At 67.6% G+C, this 20,818-nt stretch carries 19 protein-coding genes; 9 read left to right on the forward strand and 10 right to left on the reverse strand.

The features are described 5' to 3' along the window. Positions 1–18 precede the first annotated feature (18 nt). Positions 19–1,353 carry a Trk system potassium transporter TrkA gene (gene trkA, locus J0X25_RS35920; RefSeq protein WP_207288665.1) on the reverse strand — a complete coding sequence of 445 codons (1,335 nt, stop codon included), beginning with the start codon at positions 1,351–1,353 and terminating at the stop codon, positions 19–21. Positions 1,354–1,489: 136 nt separating this feature from the next. Between trkA and J0X25_RS35925 the strand changes: the two genes are divergently transcribed. Then, the gene (locus tag J0X25_RS35925) at positions 1,490–2,449 is read left to right on the forward strand and encodes a mechanosensitive ion channel family protein (protein WP_207288666.1); all 960 of its coding nucleotides are present in this window, start codon (positions 1,490–1,492) and stop codon (positions 2,447–2,449) included. A gap of 43 nt (positions 2,450–2,492) precedes the next feature. On the opposite strand, the gene J0X25_RS35930 is transcribed toward J0X25_RS35925, so the two are convergent. Continuing rightward, entirely contained in the window at positions 2,493–4,697 is a 2,205-nt protein-coding gene (locus J0X25_RS35930) for a CDC48 family AAA ATPase (RefSeq protein WP_207288667.1), read from the reverse strand. A 285-nt stretch (positions 4,698–4,982) separates the two neighbouring features. On the opposite strand from J0X25_RS35930, the gene J0X25_RS35935 reads away from it, so the two are divergent. From J0X25_RS35935 to J0X25_RS35955, 5 genes are all read left to right on the forward strand, one after another. Then, positions 4,983–5,876: an NOP5/NOP56 family protein gene (locus J0X25_RS35935; protein WP_207288668.1), complete on the forward strand. Its 894-nt coding sequence runs from the start codon at positions 4,983–4,985 to the stop codon at positions 5,874–5,876. Next, positions 5,869–6,504 (forward strand): fibrillarin-like rRNA/tRNA 2'-O-methyltransferase, encoded by a 636-nt coding sequence (locus J0X25_RS35940; protein WP_207288669.1) that lies wholly within the window; start codon positions 5,869–5,871, stop codon positions 6,502–6,504. Before J0X25_RS35935 ends, J0X25_RS35940 begins: the two co-directional genes overlap by 8 nt. 96 nt (positions 6,505–6,600) lie before the next feature. Continuing rightward, on the forward strand, positions 6,601–8,199 hold the full coding sequence (locus tag J0X25_RS35945; protein WP_207288670.1) for a fatty acid--CoA ligase: 1,599 nt from the start codon (positions 6,601–6,603) through the stop codon (positions 8,197–8,199). A gap of 171 nt (positions 8,200–8,370) precedes the next feature. Further along, entirely contained in the window at positions 8,371–9,459 is a 1,089-nt protein-coding gene (locus tag J0X25_RS35950; protein ID WP_207288671.1) for a glutamate--cysteine ligase, read from the forward strand. A gap of 80 nt (positions 9,460–9,539) precedes the next feature. Further along, entirely contained in the window at positions 9,540–10,232 is a 693-nt protein-coding gene (locus tag J0X25_RS35955; RefSeq protein WP_207288672.1) for a helix-turn-helix domain-containing protein, read from the forward strand. Positions 10,233–10,354: 122 nt separating this feature from the next. Here J0X25_RS35955 and J0X25_RS35960 read toward each other — a convergent pair whose 3' ends face one another. After that, a complete protein-coding gene (locus tag J0X25_RS35960) occupies positions 10,355–11,458 on the reverse strand; it encodes a M24 family metallopeptidase (protein WP_207288673.1) in 1,104 nt (367 codons plus the stop codon). Between the two features lie 235 nt (positions 11,459–11,693). On the opposite strand from J0X25_RS35960, the gene J0X25_RS35965 reads away from it, so the two are divergent. Continuing rightward, positions 11,694–12,569: a COX15/CtaA family protein gene (locus tag J0X25_RS35965; protein WP_207288674.1), complete on the forward strand. Its 876-nt coding sequence runs from the start codon at positions 11,694–11,696 to the stop codon at positions 12,567–12,569. 49 nt (positions 12,570–12,618) lie between these two features. On the opposite strand, the gene J0X25_RS35970 is transcribed toward J0X25_RS35965, so the two are convergent. After that, positions 12,619–13,110 (reverse strand): metal-dependent hydrolase, encoded by a 492-nt coding sequence (locus tag J0X25_RS35970; RefSeq protein WP_207288675.1) that lies wholly within the window; start codon positions 13,108–13,110, stop codon positions 12,619–12,621. Between the two features lie 138 nt (positions 13,111–13,248). Between J0X25_RS35970 and J0X25_RS35975 the strand changes: the two genes are divergently transcribed. Next, positions 13,249–13,881 (forward strand): uracil-DNA glycosylase family protein, encoded by a 633-nt coding sequence (locus J0X25_RS35975; RefSeq protein ID WP_207288676.1) that lies wholly within the window; start codon positions 13,249–13,251, stop codon positions 13,879–13,881. A 97-nt stretch (positions 13,882–13,978) separates the two neighbouring features. Further along, entirely contained in the window at positions 13,979–14,830 is an 852-nt protein-coding gene (locus J0X25_RS35980; RefSeq protein ID WP_207288677.1) for a M14 family metallopeptidase, read from the forward strand. 80 nt (positions 14,831–14,910) lie between these two features. Here the strand turns inward: J0X25_RS35980 and J0X25_RS35985 are convergent, their stop codons facing one another. From J0X25_RS35985 to J0X25_RS36010, 6 genes are all read right to left on the reverse strand, one after another. Then, positions 14,911–16,221: a J domain-containing protein gene (locus J0X25_RS35985; protein WP_207288678.1), complete on the reverse strand. Its 1,311-nt coding sequence runs from the start codon at positions 16,219–16,221 to the stop codon at positions 14,911–14,913. 198 nt (positions 16,222–16,419) lie between these two features. Continuing rightward, entirely contained in the window at positions 16,420–17,892 is a 1,473-nt protein-coding gene (locus tag J0X25_RS35990) for a DNA polymerase Y family protein (RefSeq protein WP_207288679.1), read from the reverse strand. 110 nt (positions 17,893–18,002) lie between these two features. Continuing rightward, positions 18,003–18,332, reverse strand: coding sequence for a transcription factor S (locus J0X25_RS35995; protein WP_207288680.1), 330 nt, complete (start codon positions 18,330–18,332; stop codon positions 18,003–18,005). 56 nt (positions 18,333–18,388) lie between these two features. Then, entirely contained in the window at positions 18,389–18,850 is a 462-nt protein-coding gene (locus J0X25_RS36000) for a DUF8135 domain-containing protein (protein WP_207288681.1), read from the reverse strand. Next, positions 18,847–19,740: a hypothetical protein gene (locus J0X25_RS36005; RefSeq protein ID WP_207288682.1), complete on the reverse strand. Its 894-nt coding sequence runs from the start codon at positions 19,738–19,740 to the stop codon at positions 18,847–18,849. The genes J0X25_RS36000 and J0X25_RS36005 overlap by 4 nt, the downstream gene beginning before the upstream one ends. Before the next feature lie 76 nt (positions 19,741–19,816). Further along, entirely contained in the window at positions 19,817–20,653 is an 837-nt protein-coding gene (locus J0X25_RS36010; protein ID WP_207288683.1) for an RAD55 family ATPase, read from the reverse strand. Positions 20,654–20,818 lie beyond the last annotated feature (165 nt).

Below are 20,818 nucleotides of genomic sequence, written 5' to 3' on the forward strand. Positions count from 1 at the left end.
GGAGCGGATCCCGCGCGATCACAGCGCCGTGGACACTTCGTCGAGGGCGGACGCGTCGACGAAGAGCACGACGTGGTCGCCGGGCCGAGGGACCGTCGTCCCGCGGGGCGTCACGAGGTCGCCGCCGCGGGAGATCGCACCGATGACGACGCAGTCGGGCAGATCGGCCATCGAGTCGGCGATCTCGCGGCCCGTCAGGGCGCTGTCTTCGTCGAGTTCGACCTCGATGACCTCGGCGCGGTCGTGTTCCAGCATCGCGATCTTCTCCGTCTGGTTGGTCCGGGTGAAGCGGACGATCTCCTCGGCGGTCTCCTCGCGGGGATTGATCGCGACGTCGATCCCGACGGTCTCGAAGAGGTCGGTGTACTCGGTGTTCTCGATGATCGCGACCGTCCGATCGACGCCGACCCGCTTGGCCAGCAGGGAGACCAGCAGGTTCTTCTCGTCGCTCTCGAGGGCTGCGATCACGATGTCGGCCTCGTCGACGTGTTCGCGCTTGAGGAAGTCCGTGTCCGTCGCGTCGTACTCCATGACGAACGTATCCGGGAGGTCCTCGGCGATCTCCCGCGCGCGATCGTGATCCCGTTCGATCAATCGCGGCTCGAAGCCGTGGGCCTCGAACTCGCGGGCGGCCTGATAGCCGATCTCGCTGCCGCCGACGATGACGACGTCGTCGGTGCTCGAGGTCGTATCGGGGACCATCGCCATCGCGAACTCCTTGACGGAACTGGGGCTCCCGATGACGACGATCCGGTCGCCGGCGAGGAACTCGGTGTCACCGCGGGCGACGATCAGTTCCTGGTCCCGGAAGACGGCGGCGAAGGTCAACGAGTCGTACTGATCGGCCTCGCTGACGCGCTTGCCGACCAGGGGGCTCTCCGGGCCGATCTCGAACTCGGCCATCCTGACGAGGCCGCCGGCGAACGACTCGACGTCCTGGGCCCGCGGGAAGCCGGAGATGCGGAAGATCGTCTGGGCGACCAGCAGGTCGGTACAGACCATGAAGTCCACGCCGAAGGCTCCCTGCGAGCCCTCCCACGTGTTCAACAGCGTGCGCCGCCGGACGCGGGCGATCGTGAACGCGTCGCTGCCGGTCTTCGCGGTGCCACAGACCACGATGTTCGTCTCGTCGCTGTCCGTACACGCGACGACCAGATCCGCCTTCTCGAGGCCGGCCTCGCGGAGCGTCTCGATCTCCGTGCCGTCGCCCTGAACCGAGAGCACGTCGTACGCGTACGTCATCTCGTCGGCGAGTTCGGGGTCGCGTTCGACGACCGCGACGTCGTGCGAATCGGCGAGGTTCGAGGCGATCATCTGCCCGACCTGTCCCGCCCCGACGATCAGTACGTACATTGGTGAATCATTCTCCGCGAGCGCATTCTTCTCTGGGTGTTTCGGAGGCGAGGCGAAAGGCGTTACGACGAGTCGCGAGGAGTGGCCCGCGCGGTCGCGAAGGCAGGTTTTTGTATCCGGCGCGTAACCGACGGATGTGAATCGTCGTCTCGGCTACGCGTTTCTGGTGGGTGCCGTCGGGCTGAGCGCGGCGGCGGGCGCCATCAGGCGGTTCGACTTCGAACCGATTCCTGGCGACGTCGTCGGCGTCCCGGCGACGGGGCTCCTCACGCAGGCGCTGCTCGTCGCGGCCGTCGGACTGGCGGTCTCCGGGAGCTACGTCGTCGTGCTCGACGTGCTTCTCACGCGAACCGTCGACAAACGGTGGAAACACGACCTCCGGAATCTCGTCCGGTTGGTCTTCGTCGTGCTCGGAATCGTCGGCGTCCTCGGGGTGCTCACCCAGCAGTACGTGGGCGTGGTGTTCTCGCTCGGCATCGTCGGCTTCGCGATCACCTTCGCCCTGCAACAGCCCCTCTTTTCGCTGATCGGCTGGATCTACATCATGGTGAACCGCCCCTACAGCGTCGGCGACCGCGTCGCCATCGAGGGATCGAAAGGCGACGTCGTCGAAGTGGACTTCTTCGTCACGACGCTGTGGGAGATCAACGGCGAACTCGTCTCCTCCCACCAGCCCTCCGGACGCGTGATCACGCTGCCCAACAGCGTGGTCCTCTCCTCGCACGTCCACAACTACTCCTTCCGTGAATTTCCCCACGTCTGGAACGAGCTCTCGATCCAGGTCGCCTACGAGACCGACCTCGAGTTCGCCCGCGCGCTGATGATCGAGGAGGCCAGCGACTACCTGGGCGCGGACATGCGGCGGGCGATCGAGCAGTACCGCGAGCGACTCGCGGAGACCCCGGTCGAACTCGAGGTCCGGGATCGACCGTCGGTCAACGTCGTCCAGGAGGAGTCCTGGATCGACCTCCGCCTCCGGTATCTCGTCCACCCGCGACAGGGCCAGCGCGTCCGGAACGAGCTGTACGAACGGATCCTCGAGCGGATGAACGACAACCCCGACCGGGTCGCGTTTCCGGTCAGTCGGAGTCGGTGAGCCGGCAAGCACAGCGTCGGCCGTCTCTCAAGACACCGGATGATTAGAGCTGGTCCACTCCATCACTGGAGTCGTCGATTTCCTGTCTGCGTTCCTCGAGTGCCGCCTCGAAGTGGGCCTTCGTAAGCACGATGTCCTCGACAGCCGTCGGCGTCTCCTCGGACTGCGACTGGACGTGTTCACGAACGGCCGTCGTCGCCGCTTCACGACACAGCGCTGCCAGATCGGCACCCACGAAGCCGTCGGTTTCGGCTGCGAGGTGATCGATATCGACGTCGTCGGCCACTGGTCGGTTCCGGGTGTGGATCTTCAGAATCTCGCGTCTGGTCTCCTCGTCCGGCTCGCCGACCTCGATCTTGCGCTCGATCCGACCCGCACGCGTCAGGGCGTCGTCGATGAGGTCCGGCCGGTTCGTGGCCGCGATCACGATCACGTCCTCGAGTTCCTCTAACCCGTCGAGTTCGGTCAACAGCTGTGAGACGACGCGTTCGCCGACGTTCGAATCGCTACCGCCGCTCCCGCGTTTCGTCGCGATGGAGTCGATCTCGTCGAAGAAGATCACGGTCGGCGCGTTCGATCGGGCCTTCTCGAAGATCTCCCGGACGCCCTTCTCGGACTCGCCGACGTACTTGTCGAACAGTTCGGGCCCCTTGATCGAGATGAAGTTCGAATTGGCTTCGTTCGCGACGGCCTTGGCGAGCAGCGTCTTCCCGGTGCCCGGCGGCCCGTGGAGCATGATCCCCTTCGGCGACTGGAGGTCCACCTGTTTGTACGCGTCGGGATACTCCAGTGGCCACTGGATGGCTTCCTGCAGTCGGGCCTTGGTCTCCGCGAGCCCGCCGACGTCGTCCCAGGTGACGTCGGGCGTCTCGATGAAGACCTCTCGGAGCGCGCTGGGCGAAATTTCCCGGAGCGCCGTCCGCATGTCTTTCTCGGTTACCTCGAGCGATTCGAGCGTCTCGGCGTCGATCTCGTCGCCCTCGAGATCGAGGTCCGGCCGAACGCGTCGGAGCGCGTTCATCGCCGCCTCGCGGACGAGGCTCTCGAGGTCCGCGCCGACGAAGCCGTGGGTGTTCTCGGCGTACTGCTCGAGATCGACCGACTCGGCGATCGGCATCTCGCGCGTGTGGATCTGGAGGATTTCCGTCCGACCCTCGGTGTCCGGCGCGCCGATCTCGATCTCGCGGTCGAAGCGACCGCCGCGGCGAAGCGCGTTGTCGATCGAGTCGACCCGGTTCGTCGTCCCGATGACGGTTACCTGCCCGCGGTCCTCGAGGCCGTCCATCAGGGAGAGCAACTGTGCGACGACGCGTCGTTCGACGTCACCCTGCGTGTCGTCTCGCTTCGGGGCGATGGAGTCGATCTCGTCGATGAAGATGATCGCCGGCTCGTTCTCGCCAGCCTCCTCGAAGACCTCGCGCAGGCGCTCCTCGCTCTCGCCGTGATACTTCGACATGATCTCCGGGCCGGAGATCGTCGAGAAGTCGGCGTCGATTTCGTTGGCGACCGCTTTCGCGATCAGCGTCTTGCCGGTTCCGGGCGGTCCGTGGAGCAAAACGCCCTGCGGTGGTTCGATGCCGAGTGCCTGGAAGAGCTCGGGATGGGTCATCGGCAGCTCGATCATCTCCCGAACCTGATCCAGTTCCTCGTCGAGGCCACCGACGTCCTCGTAGGCGATTCCTGGGCCCGCTGAACTACCAGTCGCTTCGTCTCCGCGTTCGACGTCGACTTCCTCGACGGACTGCTCGACCACGTCGATGCTCGTCGACTGCGTAACGACGACGGGACCGTCCGGCTCGGTATCGACGATCCGGATCGGAATCCGGCGACTGGATCGTCCCATCAGCGAGCCGAAGCCGAGCGCGAGCGGGACGGTCTGTCCCGCCTGAACCGCGCGGTTGGCGAGCTTCTGACGCAGATACGAAGCGAGATTCCCACTGATCTGCAGCCCGCCCGGCAGTGCGATCGATAGCTCGTTTGCCGGTGCCACGTCGGCCTGTTCGACCTGGACGAACTGATCGATTCGCGTTCCGATAGTTTTGCGCGTCTGGCCATCGATGCCGACGACACCACGGAGTCGGTCGCCCGCCCGTCCCGAACGGACACGGACGACCGCAGCTCCAGCATCGCTTCGGATGGTCACGAAGTCCCCATCGGAAACGCCGAGTTCTTTCATCGCCTCGCGATCGATCGCGGCGATACCCTTCCCTGCACTCTTTCGATCGAGCGGTTTCACAATTAGTTTCATAAAATGGTATCTCTCTGTCCAAACTGTGCCCGAACGGGAACGCTCGTCATTCCAGATTACCGAGACAAATACAGCGCTGGACGTACTATCTCTAGGTTGGCACGGCTGAAATAGGTATGTGCTTCAAAATAACAGCCAGAAATAACGTCCAGTTGGCAATCGGCTGTGGTAATTATTTTCGGAGACAATCGCCTCGAGAGTGGCGCGCTATCAACCCGAGTTGCAGCGATCGTTCGCTCATCGTTTCGGGAACGCATTTACAACCACAGGGTCTATCGAGCACCAATGACTGACGAAGCCGACACCGCAAACGCGGGCTGGTTTTCGGATCTGGAGCCGGGGGATATCGAGGGCGCCAGCAGCGCGATTATCGAGGGGGCTGTCGACCACTCCGAGGACTGGCCACAACTCGCCGTCGAAACCGGGTACGCCGATTCGGCGGGGGAGTATTACGATCAGCTTCACGAGGCGACGATGCACGCGACGCGCCGGGAAGTCGCCGAGCGCGAACAGGCCGACGACCAGCAGTTGAAACACGGTATTCGTGCCATGGACGACTGCACCCGGACGGCGAACGAGCTCGCCGAACGGCTCGCCGAGTGGGGCGGGACCGTCGATCCCGACGCCGGCACGGGCGTCGACTACGCCCGCGACCTCGCGACTCGAGACGAGACGCCCGACGCCGTCCCCGACGCGATCCGATCGCTGGCCGAGCAGGTCGTCGTGCTGGCCGACGAGGCCGATTCGTTGCGCGAGTACGTCGAGCGCCAGACTCCGACCGTCGCACCCAACCTCTCGGCGCTGGCCGATCCGGTCCTCGCGGCGCGGCTGATCTCGCTGGCCGGCGGCCTCGAGGCGCTGGCGAAGAAACCCAGCGGCACGGTGCAGGTGCTGGGCGCCGAGGAAGCGCTGTTCGCCCATCTACGGGGCCACGCTCCGTCGCCCAAACACGGCATCATCTACACGCACGACGCGGTTCGGGGCACCCACCCCGAGAACCGCGGATCGGCGGCGCGGGCCGTCGCCGGCAAACTCGCCATCGCCGCCCGGGTCGATCACTACTCCGGCGACCCGAAGCCGGAACTCGAGGCCGAACTCGCCGAGCGCATCGAGACGATTCAGGCGCGAAACGCGGACGACGGGGATACCGCGACTGACGGGGGTGCCGACGATGAGTGACGACCTCCCCGCCGGCGTCGAGCGCCGCGCGTTCGACGGCACCGAGCGCCTCGCCACCCGCGGCGAACCGGTCTACGGGGAACCGACCGAAGGGGAGTGGCGCGCGTGGAACCCGAACCGCTCGAAACTGGGGGCGATGCTCGAGTTAGGGATGGACACCGGCCTCGCAGGCGGCGAAACCGTCCTCTACCTCGGCGCGGCCAGCGGAACGACGGTGAGCCACGTCGCGGACGTCGCCGGGCCCACCTACGCCGTCGAGTTCGCCGCGCGACCGGCGCGGGACCTGCTCGAGGCCGCCGAGTCGCGGCCGCGGCTCTTCCCGCTGCTGAAGGACGCCCGGAAGCCAGAGACCTACGCCCACGTCGTCGAGTCGGACGTCGACGTCCTCGTCCAGGACGTCGCGACGCGGGGACAGGCCCGGGTGGCCCTCGAGAATCGGCGCTTTCTGGCCGACGACGGCCGACTCCTGCTGGCGGTCAAGGCTCGGAGCGAAGACGTCACGCGCGACCCCGACGACGTCTTCGCCGACGTTCGCGAGGCCCTCGAGGACGGGTACGAGGTGCTCGAGTCGCGGCGCCTCGACGACTACCACGCGGACCACCTCGGAATCGTCGCGCGACCGCGGTGATCGACGCGGGGAGCGTCACTCGGTCTTTCTTTCGATCGGTCGGCGATCGATCGCTCGGGAACGCATATATGATCGTTCGTGGTAGTTCGTCGTGGTATGTCTGCACATCCCACGATAGCCGACACGCTCGAGGGGACGGTCGACCGGCATCCAGACCGCGACGCGATCGTCTATCCGCGCAAGGAGCAGCGGTGGACCTACGCCGAGTTCGACGAGCGGGTGAACCGACTGGCGAACGCCCTGCGCGACCGCGGGATCGAGAAGGGAGATCGGGTCGCGACGGTCCTCTACAACGGCTCGGAGATGGCGCTGACCGTCTACGCCTGCGCCAAGATCGGCGCCGTCTTCACCCCGCTGAACTTCCGACTCCCGGCGGGGGAGATCGAGTACATCGTCAACGACGCCGAAGCCGAGATGGTACTGTTCGAGTCCGCGACGCGGGAGGCGGTCGAAGGGGCGCGGCCGAGTCTCGAGACCGTCTCGGAGTACGTGTTCATCGACGACGACCGCGAGGACGCGGCCGTTCCGGAGTACGCACGCGGGTTCTACGACCTGCTCGAGTCGGGCACCCCCGAACGGCCGGACGTCCGCGTCGACGAGGACGACGTCTACGCCTTCATCTACACCTCTGGGACGACGGGCCGGCCGAAGGGCGTCGTCCACGAGCACCGGAACATGGTCGAGCACAACCTGTTGTGTATCGCGGAGATGAACCTCACCCGCGACGACGTCGGCCTCTCGATCCTGCCGCTGTACCACTGCGCCGAACTCCACTGTAACCTGTTCGCGCGGATCCACCGCGGTGCGACGAACGTCATCCACCACGAGTTCGACCCGGAGCGGGCTCTCGAGGCGATCGAGGACCACGGCGTGACGATCCTCTTCGCCGCGCCGACGGCGTGGAACGCGCTCTCGATGGCCGCCGCCGAACTGAACGCCGACGTCTCGTCGCTGCGGCTCGGCCTCTACGGCGCGGCGCCGATGCCCGAGCGCGTGCTCGAGAACTGCATGGAACAGCTCTGCGAGGACTACGTGCAGGCCTACGGGATGACCGAGATCGGCCCGGCGGGGGTCTTCCAGCCGCCCGAGGACCAGCGCTCGAAACAGGGGTCGGCCGGCCTGCCCGCGCTCAACCACCGCGTGCGCGTGGTCGAACCCGACGCCGACCCGGACGACGAGGTCGAGGCGGGCGAGATCGGCGAGATCCTCATCTCCAGTCCCTGCGTCATGCGCGAGTACTGGAACCGACCCGAGGCGACCGCCCAGTCCCTGCGCGAGGCCGACGGAACGACGTGGTACTACACCGGCGATCTGGGCTATCGGGACGACGACGGCTACCTCTACGTGGTCGACCGGAAGGACGACATGATCGTCTCGGGCGGCGAGAACGTCTATCCGGCCGAGGTCGAGGACGTGCTGTTCGCCCACGACGCCGTCGATGAGGCGGCCGTCGTCGGCGAACCCGACGAGGAGTGGGGCGAACGGGTCGTCGCCTACGTCGTCGCCGAAAACGTCGACGCGACCGCCCTCGACGAGTTCGTCCTCGAGAGCGACCGACTCGCCGACTTCAAGCGGCCGCGGGCGTACTACTTCGTCGACGAACTCCCCAAGAACCCCAGCGGCAAGATCCAGAAGTTCAAACTCCGCGAGGACGAGGCGGACGTCGACCCCGAGCGCGAGACCGTCGCGTCCTGAGCGACGCCACATCCCGATGTACGGGTGGCCGTCATCGCTCCGTCACCGCTCGGAACGACCCCGTCCATCGGCGGCGACTCGAGCGCGATCGAACTCGGTTCGAACGCCGAAGACGGAACGGTACTGCCGAGTCCGTACGGTATTTATCATCGCGGCCAGAAACGGGAGACGATGGAACGCGGGTCCCGGGAATCGTTTACGCGCATGGGCACGCTGGGGATCGAAGAGGAGTGTTTCGTGGTCGACGCCGAGGGCCGTCCGACGAGCGGTACCGACGAACTCGTCTACGAACACGACCCGCCCGAGATCCTGCAGGACCGCCTCGATCACGAACTGTTCAAGTTCGTCATCGAGACCCAGACGCCGCTGATCGAGGACCCCGCGGACGCCCGCGAGACGCTGCTCGAGATCCGGCAGGCGCTGGTCGACCACGCCGCCGCCCACGGCTACGGCATCGCCGCCGCGGGGCTCCACCCGCTGGCGAAGTGGCGCGAACTCGAGCACGCCGAGAAACCCCGCTACCGATCGCAACTCGATCGGATCCAGTACCCGCAACATCGGAACACGACCGCCGGCGTCCACGTCCACGTCGGCGTCGACGACGCTGACAAGGCGGTCTGGATCGCCAACGAACTGCGCTGGTACGTTCCGATCATCCTCGCGCTGTCGGCCAACTCGCCGTACTGGAACGGGTTCGACACCGGCCTCCAGTCGGCCCGCGCGAAGATCTTCGAGGCCCTGCCCAACACCGGCATGCCGACCTACTTCGAGGACTACGAGGCCTTCGACCGGTTCGAGCGGCGGATGCTCGAGACCGACTCGATCCGCGATCGAGGCGAACTCTGGTACGACGTCCGGCCCCACACCGCCCACGGGACGGTCGAACTCCGAACGCCGGACGGGCAGGCCGATCCCGAAATCGTCCTCGCGTTCGTCGAGTACGCCCACGCGCTCGTGGAGGCCCTCGCCGAGGAGTACGAGGACGGCGCCGACGGCTACGGCCGGGACCACCGGCGAGAACTGCTCGACGAGAACAAGTGGCGAGCGATCCGCTACGGCCACGAGGCGAGTTTCCTCGACCGAGAGATGGAGGAGGCGATCGACCTGGGCGAACTCGTCGACCGCGAGTGCGAGCGGCTGGGCGTCGACGGAATCAAGCGCGTCTACGAGCGCGACAGCGGTGCCCGTCGCCAGCGGCGACTGTTGAAAGAGGCGGGCGAAACCGCCCTCTGTGACTCGCTTCGTCTCGGCACTGAGTGAGGCTAGGGGCGCTCTACCGGCCGTTTCGGGGGGCTGCAAAGGTTTACTTCCGTGCGACCCATCGTGTGTGACGAAAGGACATGGTTCCAGACGACACTGACGAGCATCGGATCGACGACGGGCGGGGCGAGTATCGGGACGAAACCGACACGTCCCTCGAGGAGGAGATCGAGTCCCTCGAGGACGACGAGAATAGTCGAACGGGTGCCGTCGAGGAAGTCGACGGACGGATCGTCGACCTGCTCTCGTGGATCCTCGACACGGAGACGCGGGCGAAGATCTACGTTCACCTGCTGGCCAACCCCGGCAGTACCTCCGAAGAGGTCGCCACGGGCACCGGCCTCTATCCGAGCACGGTCCGCGAGGCGCTGGCGGAACTCCACGACGAGGAGCGCGTGACGCGGGAGAAACGCGCCAGCGAGGGTGCGGGAAACAACCCCTACGAGTACACGGCGATCCAGCCGAGCGAACTCGTCGGCGGCGTCGTGGATCAGGTCCAGCAGGAACTGAACACCATCTTCACGCTCGATCGCATCCTCGACCGGCGCGGCGAGTCCGGACCGGCCCTCGAGGGAGACTCGGAACCGGTCACGATCACCGTCGACGACACCGGTTCCGTCGGTCGCGCCCGCGCCCCCGGTCCCGACGCGGGCGAGCCGGCGGATGCGGACGAGAGCGCCATCACGTTCGACGACGGAGCGGCCGACTCGGACGGCACCGACGTCGAACCCGTCGACGAGGACGACGCCGAATCGCGCGACTCCGACCGGTAGCGCCGCCGAGTCGCCGACCACCCGTTCGCTCGATCCTCGATTTCTTCGCTCCCGTCGGGACGGCCGTCCCGACAGCCGGGTCTCGGTCCTCGAGACGCGCCGATTCTCCGTCCTCGAGACCCTCAGTCCTCGAGTCCCAGCACCGTCGGCCGCTCGAGTTCCAGATCGAACCCGACGGCTTGTGCGGTCGTCGTCGGCCAGTTTTCGGTCTCGGTCAGCGACTCGACGTCGTCGTCCGTGACGAGATGGGTATCCTCGCTCTTCGCGCCCTCGACGGTCGGATTCCACGCGTAGGCCATCGGCGCCGCGACCGGCGCGTCGTGATCGGGCGTGGCGATCCACTCTCGACCCGCGAAGCCGGCGGCACCGCCCTGGTGGTGGCGTTCCCACTCGCCGGCGTAGCCCACCGCGTCGTAGGCGTCCTGAATCGCGTCGAAGACGTCTCCTGCCGTCCCGTCGTCGCCTGCTGCGACCTGCGTCGCCGCGAGCGCGGTAGCCTCGACGCGGGCCGCGCTCGCGTGTCGGTCCTCGAGCCACGACGGCGGATCGAAGGCGACGGTCCGGGTACAACTCGCGTGGAGCCCCGCGCGCTGGCTCGTCACCGAGACCAGCGCGTAGTCGCCGAGTTCGGCCTCGGTCGGCGTGTAGTGGCGGTACTGCTGGGCGCGTTCGGCTCCGCCGACGAGAACGACGGGCGCTTCGATGTCGCGGGCCGAGAGGGCGACGCGCAGGGCCGAGGCGACCTCGTGTTCGGTGTCCTCGCTACGGAGTTCCCGACAGACCGATTCGACGGCGGCGGCCGTCTCGCGCCCCAGCGTCCGATATCGGTCGCGGTCGCGGTCGGTCAGCGGCTGGCGAAGCGACGTCGGCTCGACGCGGTCCGCACCCGGCACGTCGACGTCGGCGGCGGCCCGTTCGCCGGTTCCGATCCGGGCCGCGATGGCCTCCTCGAGCGAGGCGTCGTGCCACGGATACTGCTCGAGCGAGACGTCCTCGGCGTCGAGATCGGGGAGTTCTTCGGCGGCGATCCGATCCGCTTCGATGTTGTTCGTCACGATACGGACGTCCGTCCCGTCGTAGCCGACGGCCGCGACGCCGGCGTCCGTCTCCCGGTCGACGACGTTGGTCCCGCCCGTCAGCCAGGCGAACGAATTCGGCCGCGCGAACCAGACCGAATCGAGGCCGTTCGACTCGAGGAACGACTCGAGTCGCTCGCGTTTTTCCATGCCGGGTGCTGGCGTGGCCGACTCTTGAATGCGGCGAACGCGAATCCATCGCCTCCAGTGAACGTCGAGGGTGAATCGCCGACAGCGGTGAACGCGGGGCGACCTGCCGACCGCAGTGACCGTCGGGACCCTGCCGTCGGCCAAGCATTCGACCACCGAAAGGCCCGATTCCAGCGCGGTAAGAACGACTCGGGTAACCTAAGTACGGGCCGTCCTAACCCCCGTCCGAACGCCCGTGTCGACCGATAGTCAGACCTCTCGTCCGGTAGTTCGCCCGCTCGTCGAACGGTTCGGGTTTCCGCACCTGCTCGCGGCGACGCTCGTGTTAGTCGCGGCGACGATACTGCTCGGGATCGCCGCCAAGGCGACCGGGTCGGGGCTGGCCTGTCAGCAGAACTGGCCGCAGTGCGACGCCGGGCCGTACAATCTGCTCCCGGCGAACCTGCCGAGTTTCTACGAGTGGTTCCACCGCTTCGTCGCCATGTTCGCCGGCTTCGCCATCGTCGGGACGGCCGTCGCGGCCGTCCGACTGCCGGACGTCGACCGTCGCGTCGCCGGACTCGTCGTCGCGGGCCTGATCCTGACGCCGATTCAGGTCGTCCTCGGCCGCGAGACCGTCACGACGTACACCATGGAGATCCTGGCGTTGCACTTCTGGACGGCGATTTCGATCTTCGTCGTGTTCACCGTCGCGACCGTCCTCGTCTGGTCGTCGCGGCTGACGCGGACCCACGTCACCGGCGCGCTCGCGCTGGGCGCCGCGGCGCTCCCGTTCCACGTCGCGCTCAGCCCGCTCGTTGGCGGCGGCATCTCGACGTACGGCCCGTCGATGCAGATGGCCCAGTACGCCGTCACGCTCGTCCTGCTGGCGGCCGTCATCGTCGCCGCCGTGATCGGCCGTCGACGGTTCGACTCCGCCCGCCTGACCACCCTGTTGAGCGCGACGACGGTGCTCGCGTTCGTCGTCGCGTACCTCGGTCGCGAGGCGGTCGATCCCGCCTTCGACGCGCTCTACGTCGTCTTCACCGGGCTTCTCCTCGTCGCGTTCCTCGCGGGCATCGGCCTGACTCGCCGCGCCTCGAGGGGACCGCGAGACGCGCTCACGTCGTAACCGCACAATTTTCTCGCGGAAGTCGCATTCTCCCGAGCGTGCGCTCCGATCAGCCGAGCGCGACGATTGCTCCGGTGCCCGCGACGGTCACGCCGACGCCGATTCCGAGCAGCGCGTAGTTCGCCAGCGGGTTCGACGTGGTCGTCACCTCGAGCGTGTAGTGGCGCTGGGAAACCGGCCAGAAGGGGCGGATTCCGGCCGGAGTCAGCGCGTCTGCGACGAGGTGAGAGCCGATCGCGAGACTCCCGACGACGAAGGCGAAGGTCACGACGCCGACGTCGACGAGGGGAGAGGACGCGTCGACGACGATCGCGGTCACGGCGGCCAGTCCGGCGCCGACGAGCAGCGCGAACGCCAGCGAGTGCGTCGCCCCGCGGTGTTCGACGGCGGGGAGTCGATAATCGCAGTCGGGCAGCGTCGAGAGGGCGACGCAGGCGAGGGCGCCGACGACGGCCGTCGTCTCGTGACCGGCGAGGGCGATGGCCGTTCCGAGCGGCACGTAGGCGATCAGCGCAGCCCCGTAGTGGCCGACGTGATACATCTACCCGACGCAATTTGCTCCCGAATTATAAACACGCTGTAATTCTTGCCGGCGCCGAGCGAATCGACCATCGGATGCGGACCGGCCGACGGACGGATAATCGTGGTCGTTATCTCTCTCGACGGTCTCACCACGCCCGTGAAGAACGTCACGGAGCGAACGAGCAACCCGTTCGGACTGCGGCCGCCGTTCGATCGAACCGGTCCCGACGAACGGACCGCCGTCTTCGGCTACGGCGACGCCAACGCCGATTTCCACCTGATCGGTGACCACCCCGGCGTCCACGGCGGCCGCCGGAGTGGCGTGCCGTTCACCGAAACCGAGTCCGGCGTGGCCATCGGTGAGGTCGCTCGCGCGGTCGGGTTCGCGGAGGGGCCGACCGATCGACCCACCCTCGAGAACCTGTATTGCAGTTACGTCCACATGTGCTGTCCGCCCGAAGGCGAAACGCCGACAGAGGAGGAGTACGCAATCCTCGAGCGGTTCTTCGACGCCGAACTCCGGGCGATCAACGCCCACATCCTGCTGCCGGTCGGCGAGCGCGCGACCGATCACGTCCTCCGGGAGTACACCACCCAGCGGGGCCGCCTCGACCTCGACATGGCCGCGCTCCACGCCAGCGAGATCCGCGGTCGGGGCTTCCTCGTGGTCCCGATCCGAGAGCCCACCGAGTGGGAGGACACGGATCGAGAGGCGCTCGTGGCGCGACTCGAGGCGATCCTGGGCAGGGATTACCGCCAGACGAAGGGCGTCGCGACGCGGGTCGGCTGAGCCCGAGTCGCCGAACTCGAGTCGGCCGTCCGCTGGCGGAACCGGGATGTGCCGGCCGGTATCTCATCACACGTCACCACTCAGTCACGACACGATCATGGACACTGATTTCGGTCCGCTCGACGTGACGCTACGGGGTCCCGGGGAGCCCGAGGTCCTGGTCATCGCCGGCGTTCACGGCGACGAGCGGAGCGGCATCCGCGCGGTCGAGCGCCTGCGCGAGGCCGACCTCGACCTCCAGCGAGGCGTCGCGTTCGTCCTCGCCAATCCGGCCGCCATCGAGGCCGGCGAACGGTACCTCGACTCGGACCTCAACCGCGTGTTCCCCGGCGATCCCGACGGCGACCGGGAGGAACGGATCGCCGCTCGACTCTGCGAGCTGGTCGAGGGCCGGACCTCGCTTTCGCTGCACGGAACTAACGCCGAACCCACTCCGTTCGCGCTCGTCCACAGCGCCCAGGAGCGGGAGTTCGAACTGGCGGCAGAGTTACCCGTGCCCCACGTCGTCGATCACTGGGGGGTCAACGAGCACACGATCACGACGTGTGGCTTCACCGTCGAGATCGAACTCGCCGCGAAAAACTCGGACGACGTCGCTGCGGCCGCCGAACACCAGGCTCGCGCGTTCCTCGAGCGGGTGAACGCGCTCCCGGACGAGCCGCCCGACGCCGACCCGGACTTCTTCCACATGGGCGAGTCCGTTCCGAAGCCCGAGGGGGAGTCGTACGAGGTCCACGCCGAGAACTTCGAACGCGTCCCCGAGGGGGCCGTTTACGCGAGCGTCGACGGGGAGGAACTGACCGCGGACGAGTCGTTCTGGCCGATCATGCTCTCCGCGGACGGGTCCGCGGACATCTTCGGCTATCGAGGGGAGAAGATCGGCGCGTCGCTCGAGGAGGTCACGGAGACGTGGATCGGCGCGGATCGAGAGCCGCGAGACGGCGAGTAACAGAGGCGGAGCGGTGCGAAACGCCTCGAGCGGACGCACCGGTCCGCTGCCGAGAAACGAACTCCCCCAGCCCGCCGCTCCTACCGGCCGAAACGCTTCCGGATCGTCGCCCGCAGGGGCAGTCCCAGTCCCCCGACGATCGGGAAGATCCCGAACGCGAGGAGATCGGTCGCCAGCGTCGCCGCGCCGGCGGCCGCCAGACCGAAGCCGACCAGCGGCGCCAGCACCGGCAGGACGTACAGGTACGACGGTTTCCAGCCGGGTCCGCGCCGCGTGTGACGGACGATGACGCCGAAGAGGAACGGCATCAACACCGCGCCGGCGAGCAGCGGGCCGCCGACGATGAGGGTTGTCGCGGTCAGCGCGAACGCGACGACGATCGTCTCGTCGATCGACACCGCTCCCCACGTCTCCCGATCCCGGTAGACGCGCACGCCGAGCAGCGCCAGCAGCGTCAGGGCGACGACGCCGGCCAACGCGGCGTCCCACAGGGGCGCCTCGAACGGCGGTGAGACGAGTGCGAACGAGAGCAGATAGTCGTACGTCGAGTCGACGCCGTAGCGGCCGGTCGAGAGGACCTCCCAGAGCCCGGCCGGATCGGCGCCGACGGCGGTCAGTTCGGCACGGAGCGCCTCGAGGCCGGCGGCGTTCGCGCTCGCGAAGTGGCCGAAGCCGCCGAGGTAGACGAGCACCGAGAGCCAGATCAGCGGCAGCGAGAAGTTCTGTCGGCGCCACCAGCGGACGACGGCGTTGTCGCCGAAGCCGCCCGCGGCGGAGCCGGAGCCCGTCGCCGCGGTCGACGATCGGGCCGCGCCGTGGGCCGTCCCGCCGTCGGTCGAACTGGTCTGTCCGGATCCGGCGGTCCCGCTCGTCGCTGTGGTCCCGCTCGCCGACGTCGTCGATCCGCTCGCGGTCGCGTTCCCGGCTCCGGACGTCGCGTTTCCGGTACCGGATGCCGCGTTCCCGCTACCGGCGCCCGTCGAGGCCCCCGTCGCGGTCGACCCGCTCGAGGCCGTGGTCCCCGACGACGACCCGCTCGAGGTCGTCGTGGACGAACCGGAGGCGGTCGCGGACGCGGTCGCCGTCGCCGTTTCGGACGACTCGCCGGAGCCATCCGAATCGCTGTTGCTCTTCCAGACGTCCGGCGAGGGGAGGCCGCTGGTTCGCTTCGCCACGTAGTCCTCGTGGCCGAGGCGGTCGTAGGCCTGCCGTTCGACCGGATCGCCGAGGATGTCGTAGGCCTTTTTCACCGCCGTGAACTGCGCCTGGGCGCGGTCGTCGTCGTTCAGGTCGGGATGGTAGACGCGAACCTGGTCGCGGTAGGCGTCCTTGATCTCGTCCTGGGAGGCGTCGGGAGGGATGTCGAGTAGATCGTAGAAGTCCTCAGTCATGTGAGAGTCGGGGATCGTCAGGTACCTGTTGTAATCGAGGGATTATAATTACAGTGTTTGTGACGGTTCGGGTAGTTCCTCTCGTCACTCGAGACAGTTGGGTATTTCGGCCGCGACGACAGTCGCGACTGCAAACAATGACTGACGGTTACCCGCGCCGGACGTTCGCCCGCAACCCGGGACCCGAGCCCCGGCGTCTCACGAGAAGTCCGTCAGTGACGATTGCCCGTCCGCGTCGGGTCCCCGCGGATCGGCCGACGGCGTTGTGGTATCGTCGTTGATCGCGTCGCTCTCGTCGATTGCGTCGTCGGCTGTCTCTCCGGCGGTCGTCCCACCGTCTCCCGTCTCACCGTCAGTTGCGCCGCCGTCGGCTCGGTGACCCGCTGTACCCTCCCAGCCGTCGAGGCTGGTCTGATCGGCCGCGGCGAACTCGAGGTTGGCCACCCGAACGCCGACCTTGCGGACCGATTCGGTCTCGAACTCGGTGAACAGGTCGCGGGCGATTCGGTCGACGAGGTCGGGATCGTCGACCGGTCCCGATAGCGACCGTTCGCGGGTGTTGACGTCGTACGGTGGGAGCACGGCCTTGACGCCGACGGTTCGGTACAGCGCCCCCTCCCGCCGGGCGCGGTCGGCGACGGCCGCCGCGAGCGTCTCGATCTGGTCGTACTTCGGCTCGGGTTCCGAGACGGGTTCGGCGAACGCGGACTCCCGGGAGAAACTCTTGGGTTCGCCCTTCGGCTCGACCCGGCGGTCGTCGTCGCCACGGGCGCGCTCGTACAGCTCTCGGCCGCGCTCGCCGAAGCGCTCGACCAACGGCTCCGGATCGGCCGCGGCGACGTCGCCCGCCGTCTCGAGGCCCATCTCTCGCAACTCGCGTGCGGTCACGGGACCGACGCCGTGGAGGAGGTCGACCTCGAGCGGGGCCAAAAAGTCCCGGACCTCGCCGGGTTCGACGACCGTGAGGCCGTCGGGCTTGTCGAAGTCGCTGGCGATCTTGGCCGCGCTCATCGTCGGTGCGACGCCGACGCTGACGACGACGTCGACCTCGCGGCGGATGCGATCCTTGATGTGGCGGGCGAAGCCGTCGGCGACCTCCCAGGCGGTCCGCTCGGTGACGTCGAGGTAGGCCTCGTCGATGCTCACCTCCCGCACCACGTCGGCGCAGTCGTGGAGGATCTCCCGGACCTCGCTCGCGACCGACTCGTAGTAGTCCATGTCGACGGGCCGGTAGAAGCCCGTCTCCTCTGGTGTCAGATCTGGATCGTGGTCCTCGGCGTCGGGCTCTCGCGGTGACCCGCTCGAGTTTTCCGAGGCGTCCTCAGAAGTGCTTTGCACTTCTGACGGGCTGCGAGAACCGCTTTGCGATTCTCGAACGCGTGGCGCCTCGCCCTCCAGCGCCGCGCGCCGGGGAAGCCGCTCGAGGGCCGTCGAGATGGCCTGGGCGCTCTCGACGCCGAACTCGCGGGCCTCGTAGCTGGCGGTGGCGACGGCGCCGATGGTGTCGCCGGGTTCGTATCCCATGCCGACGACGACCGGTTCACCGCGGAGTTCGGGCTCACGCAGTCGCTCGCAGGAGGCGTAGAAGCAGTCGGCGTCGACGTGGCAGACGATTCGGTCCTCGTCGTCCTCGTCCGCCTCGACGCCCGGCAGTCGCGGCCCCTCGGACATTCGTCTACTGATGGGGTTCGCGCGAATCGTTGTGAACGTTGTGTCCGCGCCGGATCGAATGAGCGGTTCCCGTTCGCGAGACCGCATTCGGATCGATCGGAATCCGGTCGTCAGTTGTAGCCGCGCCACCGGTGGCCACACTCGGTACACTTGAAGAATCGTGTCGGTGGTTCGTCGGCCGACGCGGTCTGCTTGAGCGTGTACCACGCCTCCTGATTCTCGCACTCGTCGCAGATCACGTCCGTCGCCTTCGGCTTCCCCTCGAAGTTGGCGTTCTCGTCGGACTCGATCACGTCGTCGTCGGTCTGCGATTCGGTCGAGACGAAGGCGTCCTCCTGCTCGCGATCGCGCTCGCTCGAGGCGCCGCAGTCGTCGTTCGTACAGATCATGCGGTCGCCCTCGGCTTTCATCATCGAACCGCAGTCGTCGCAGAATTGCATAGCCGTGCGTAACGGGTCGAGCCGCAAAAACGCTCCTCTCGATCGCGGGCTGCGCGTCAGTACCGCTCCTCGAGGCGTTCGTCCTCGAGGACCACCGGGCAGTCGACGACCCGGAACCGATCGCGGTCGGTCAGTTCGAGGATGTCGGTGCCCTCGCGGGTGCACGCCACGGCCGGCGGGTCGGCGAAGTGTTCGCACTGGTGGCAGTACGTCGCCTTCTCGATTTCTCGGACGTCGCGGTCGTCGGGAGGCGTCGGTTCGTCCGGCTCGTCGGCCTCGAGGCGCTCCCAGAGCCGTTCGCCGTCGATTTCGGGGACGTCCTCGCGGTCGAACAGGTCGTCGAAGGCGGCGTCCGAACCACGCTCCGCCCCGTCGGCCTCGGTCGCCGCTCGTCGCTCCTCGACGCTCGCGGCCAGGTCGCCGAGCGGTCCCGCCTGCTCGCCGGCACTCGTTGCTGGGCCATCGACACTCGGTTCCCGACCATCGGCTCCCATCTCCGGCCCGTCGTCGTCGGTCATCGGGTCGCCCCCTCCCGATCGAACGCGAGGGGTGCCCTCGACCGCGAGTCGTCTCGATCCGCGTCGTCGGCGCCGTCCCGCCGTTCGTCCGTCGTCACGTCCGTCTCGACGGCCTCGAAGACGTCTTCGGATTCGGGCGCGACTGCGTTTTCGACGTCACCCTCGAGGGCCGGCGGCTCGCCGGTGACGAGCGCGGGCGAGCCGAAGAACGACGACTTCGCCGCGACGTCCGTGAACGCGCTCGCGCAGTGGGGGCATTCGGGGGCGGTCAGTAGCGCGATGTCGACCGACTCGTCGCAGGAATCGCAGACGGCCGCCCGGACGCCGAGGCGGTTGGCCGCCCGCTTGAGGCGGTCTGCCTCCGCCCGCTGCCGCTCCCGTTCGGCCATCGCGTCGCGGTGGTCCCGAAGGTCGAGGACCGCGCTGGCGAGCAGCGCCGATCGCTCCTCGAGTTCGTCGGTCTCGTCGAAGACTCCCTCGAGGACGGTCTCGAAGTTGGCGAACCCGTCGTCGACGGTCGACTCGAGGGCCGCGACCGACTCCCGGAGCGCCGCCTGCTCGTCGGCGTCGGCGTACTCGGCGTGGTCGTGCTCGGCCGGCGCCTTTGCGTCGGTCTCGCGTTTGACCTGGACGACGCGGCTCCGGACGTCCTCGAGCAGGTCCGTGAACTCCTCTCGTTGGGCGTCGAGCTGGGTCCGCAGGGCCTCGACGTCCTCGAGATCGGTCGGCTCGAGGTCGTCGTCGGTGGCGACGGCGTGGGCGGCCGTCACCAGTCGGCGACAGACGTCGTCGCGCGTCTCGCCGCGACGGCTCGCCTCGCGAGCGAGCCAGTCGTCCACCTCGCCCGGGGGCGCAAACGAGATGCCGCCGTCGTCGTCCTCGCTCGACATGATACGCCTTCTTGGGTCGACTCGGGCATAAGGGTTGGTTCCAACTCACCGTTCGAAACGCGGGCGTGAAGCTCTCTCAACGGATTTTCCGAACGTTACTGATGTCGAACCCGCCGTCGTGGATCTCGGTTTCGAACTGGACGATGTCCTCGTCCTCGAGTCGGGAGAGGACGCCCCGGAACTGCTCGACGACGAGCGTCCGGGCCCGCTCCGAGCCGCCGCTCTCCCATTCGAACAGCAGCGTCCCGTCGGTCGCCTCCTTCAGCCGCCCCAGCTCCGTCGGCTCGAGGGTCTCCGCGTTGACCAGCAGGAGGATGACGCCGCCCCAGCGGTGGGCGGCGCGCTTGAGCCCCTTCAGGAGCACCGTGAGGTCGGCCCAGGCGAAGCGGTCCTCCGCGGCCGAGACGAGGTCGGTCAGCGAGTCGATCACCACGAGATTGCCGGCGGCGTGGTCGGTCAGGTAGTCCCCGAGCGCCTCGAGGACGTCCCGGCGGTCGGCCCGGTCGCCGAGGCCGGTGATGTCGGTCGTCCGGTCGGAGTACCAGTCGGTCGGCACCGGCGTTAGTTGAAAGTACGTCTCGGCGAGTTCGACCACCGAGACGCCGGCCATCCCCGCGTCGACCAGGTCGTCGTCCAGGACGAACCGCATCTCGTCGACGATCGCGTCCCGTTCGTCCGTAAACGAGACGTAGTGGACGGCATCGGGGAGCGTTGTCCCCGACTCGAGGTCGCCGTAGTAGCGGTCGAACTGGTCGGGATCGGACCCGGCGAGGCCGTTCATCGCCGCGCTGGTGTAGCAGAACTCCCGCGCGCCGGCGCCGGCCTCGCCCGCGAGCAGGACGACGCTCCCTGCGGGCGCGCCGCCGCCGATCATTCGATCGAGTCGCGAGATGCCGAGGGGCAGCCGATTCATGTGCTCGAGTTCGTTCGAAACCGCTTACGCATTGCGGCCAACCTTTTACGCTGCGCTCACTCGCTCCGCTCGTTCGCTCGGTAAAAGGTTGATCAAAAGCACTCCTCCTTCCGTTTCGGGTCGCTTCGCGACCCTCCACATCAGTCGTCAGCCGCTCGCTCACTC

The sequence above is a fragment of the Haloterrigena alkaliphila genome (assembly GCF_017352155.2).
GTDB lineage: Archaea > Halobacteriota > Halobacteria > Halobacteriales > Natrialbaceae > Haloterrigena > Haloterrigena alkaliphila.

Bases quoted from the DNA above. Each gene is read 5' to 3' on its own strand.
- trkA (WP_207288665.1), bottom strand. From the start codon at position 1,353: ATGTACGTACTGATCGTCGGGGCGGGACAGGTCGGGCAGATGATCGCC.
- J0X25_RS35930 (WP_207288667.1), bottom strand. From the start codon at position 4,697: ATGAAACTAATTGTGAAACCGCTCGATCGAAAGAGTGCAGGGAAGGGT.
- J0X25_RS35935 (WP_207288668.1), top strand. From the start codon at position 4,983: ATGACTGACGAAGCCGACACCGCAAACGCGGGCTGGTTTTCGGATCTG.
- J0X25_RS35940 (WP_207288669.1), top strand. From the start codon at position 5,869: ATGAGTGACGACCTCCCCGCCGGCGTCGAGCGCCGCGCGTTCGACGGC.
- J0X25_RS35945 (WP_207288670.1), top strand. From the start codon at position 6,601: ATGTCTGCACATCCCACGATAGCCGACACGCTCGAGGGGACGGTCGAC.
- J0X25_RS35950 (WP_207288671.1), top strand. From the start codon at position 8,371: ATGGAACGCGGGTCCCGGGAATCGTTTACGCGCATGGGCACGCTGGGG.
- J0X25_RS35955 (WP_207288672.1), top strand. From the start codon at position 9,540: ATGGTTCCAGACGACACTGACGAGCATCGGATCGACGACGGGCGGGGC.
- J0X25_RS35960 (WP_207288673.1), bottom strand. From the start codon at position 11,458: ATGGAAAAACGCGAGCGACTCGAGTCGTTCCTCGAGTCGAACGGCCTC.
- J0X25_RS35970 (WP_207288675.1), bottom strand. From the start codon at position 13,110: ATGTATCACGTCGGCCACTACGGGGCTGCGCTGATCGCCTACGTGCCG.
- J0X25_RS35980 (WP_207288677.1), top strand. From the start codon at position 13,979: ATGGACACTGATTTCGGTCCGCTCGACGTGACGCTACGGGGTCCCGGG.
- J0X25_RS35985 (WP_207288678.1), bottom strand. From the start codon at position 16,221: ATGACTGAGGACTTCTACGATCTACTCGACATCCCTCCCGACGCCTCC.
- J0X25_RS35990 (WP_207288679.1), bottom strand. From the start codon at position 17,892: ATGTCCGAGGGGCCGCGACTGCCGGGCGTCGAGGCGGACGAGGACGAC.
- J0X25_RS35995 (WP_207288680.1), bottom strand. From the start codon at position 18,332: ATGCAATTCTGCGACGACTGCGGTTCGATGATGAAAGCCGAGGGCGAC.
- J0X25_RS36000 (WP_207288681.1), bottom strand. From the start codon at position 18,850: ATGACCGACGACGACGGGCCGGAGATGGGAGCCGATGGTCGGGAACCG.
- J0X25_RS36005 (WP_207288682.1), bottom strand. From the start codon at position 19,740: ATGTCGAGCGAGGACGACGACGGCGGCATCTCGTTTGCGCCCCCGGGC.
- J0X25_RS36010 (WP_207288683.1), bottom strand. From the start codon at position 20,653: ATGAATCGGCTGCCCCTCGGCATCTCGCGACTCGATCGAATGATCGGC.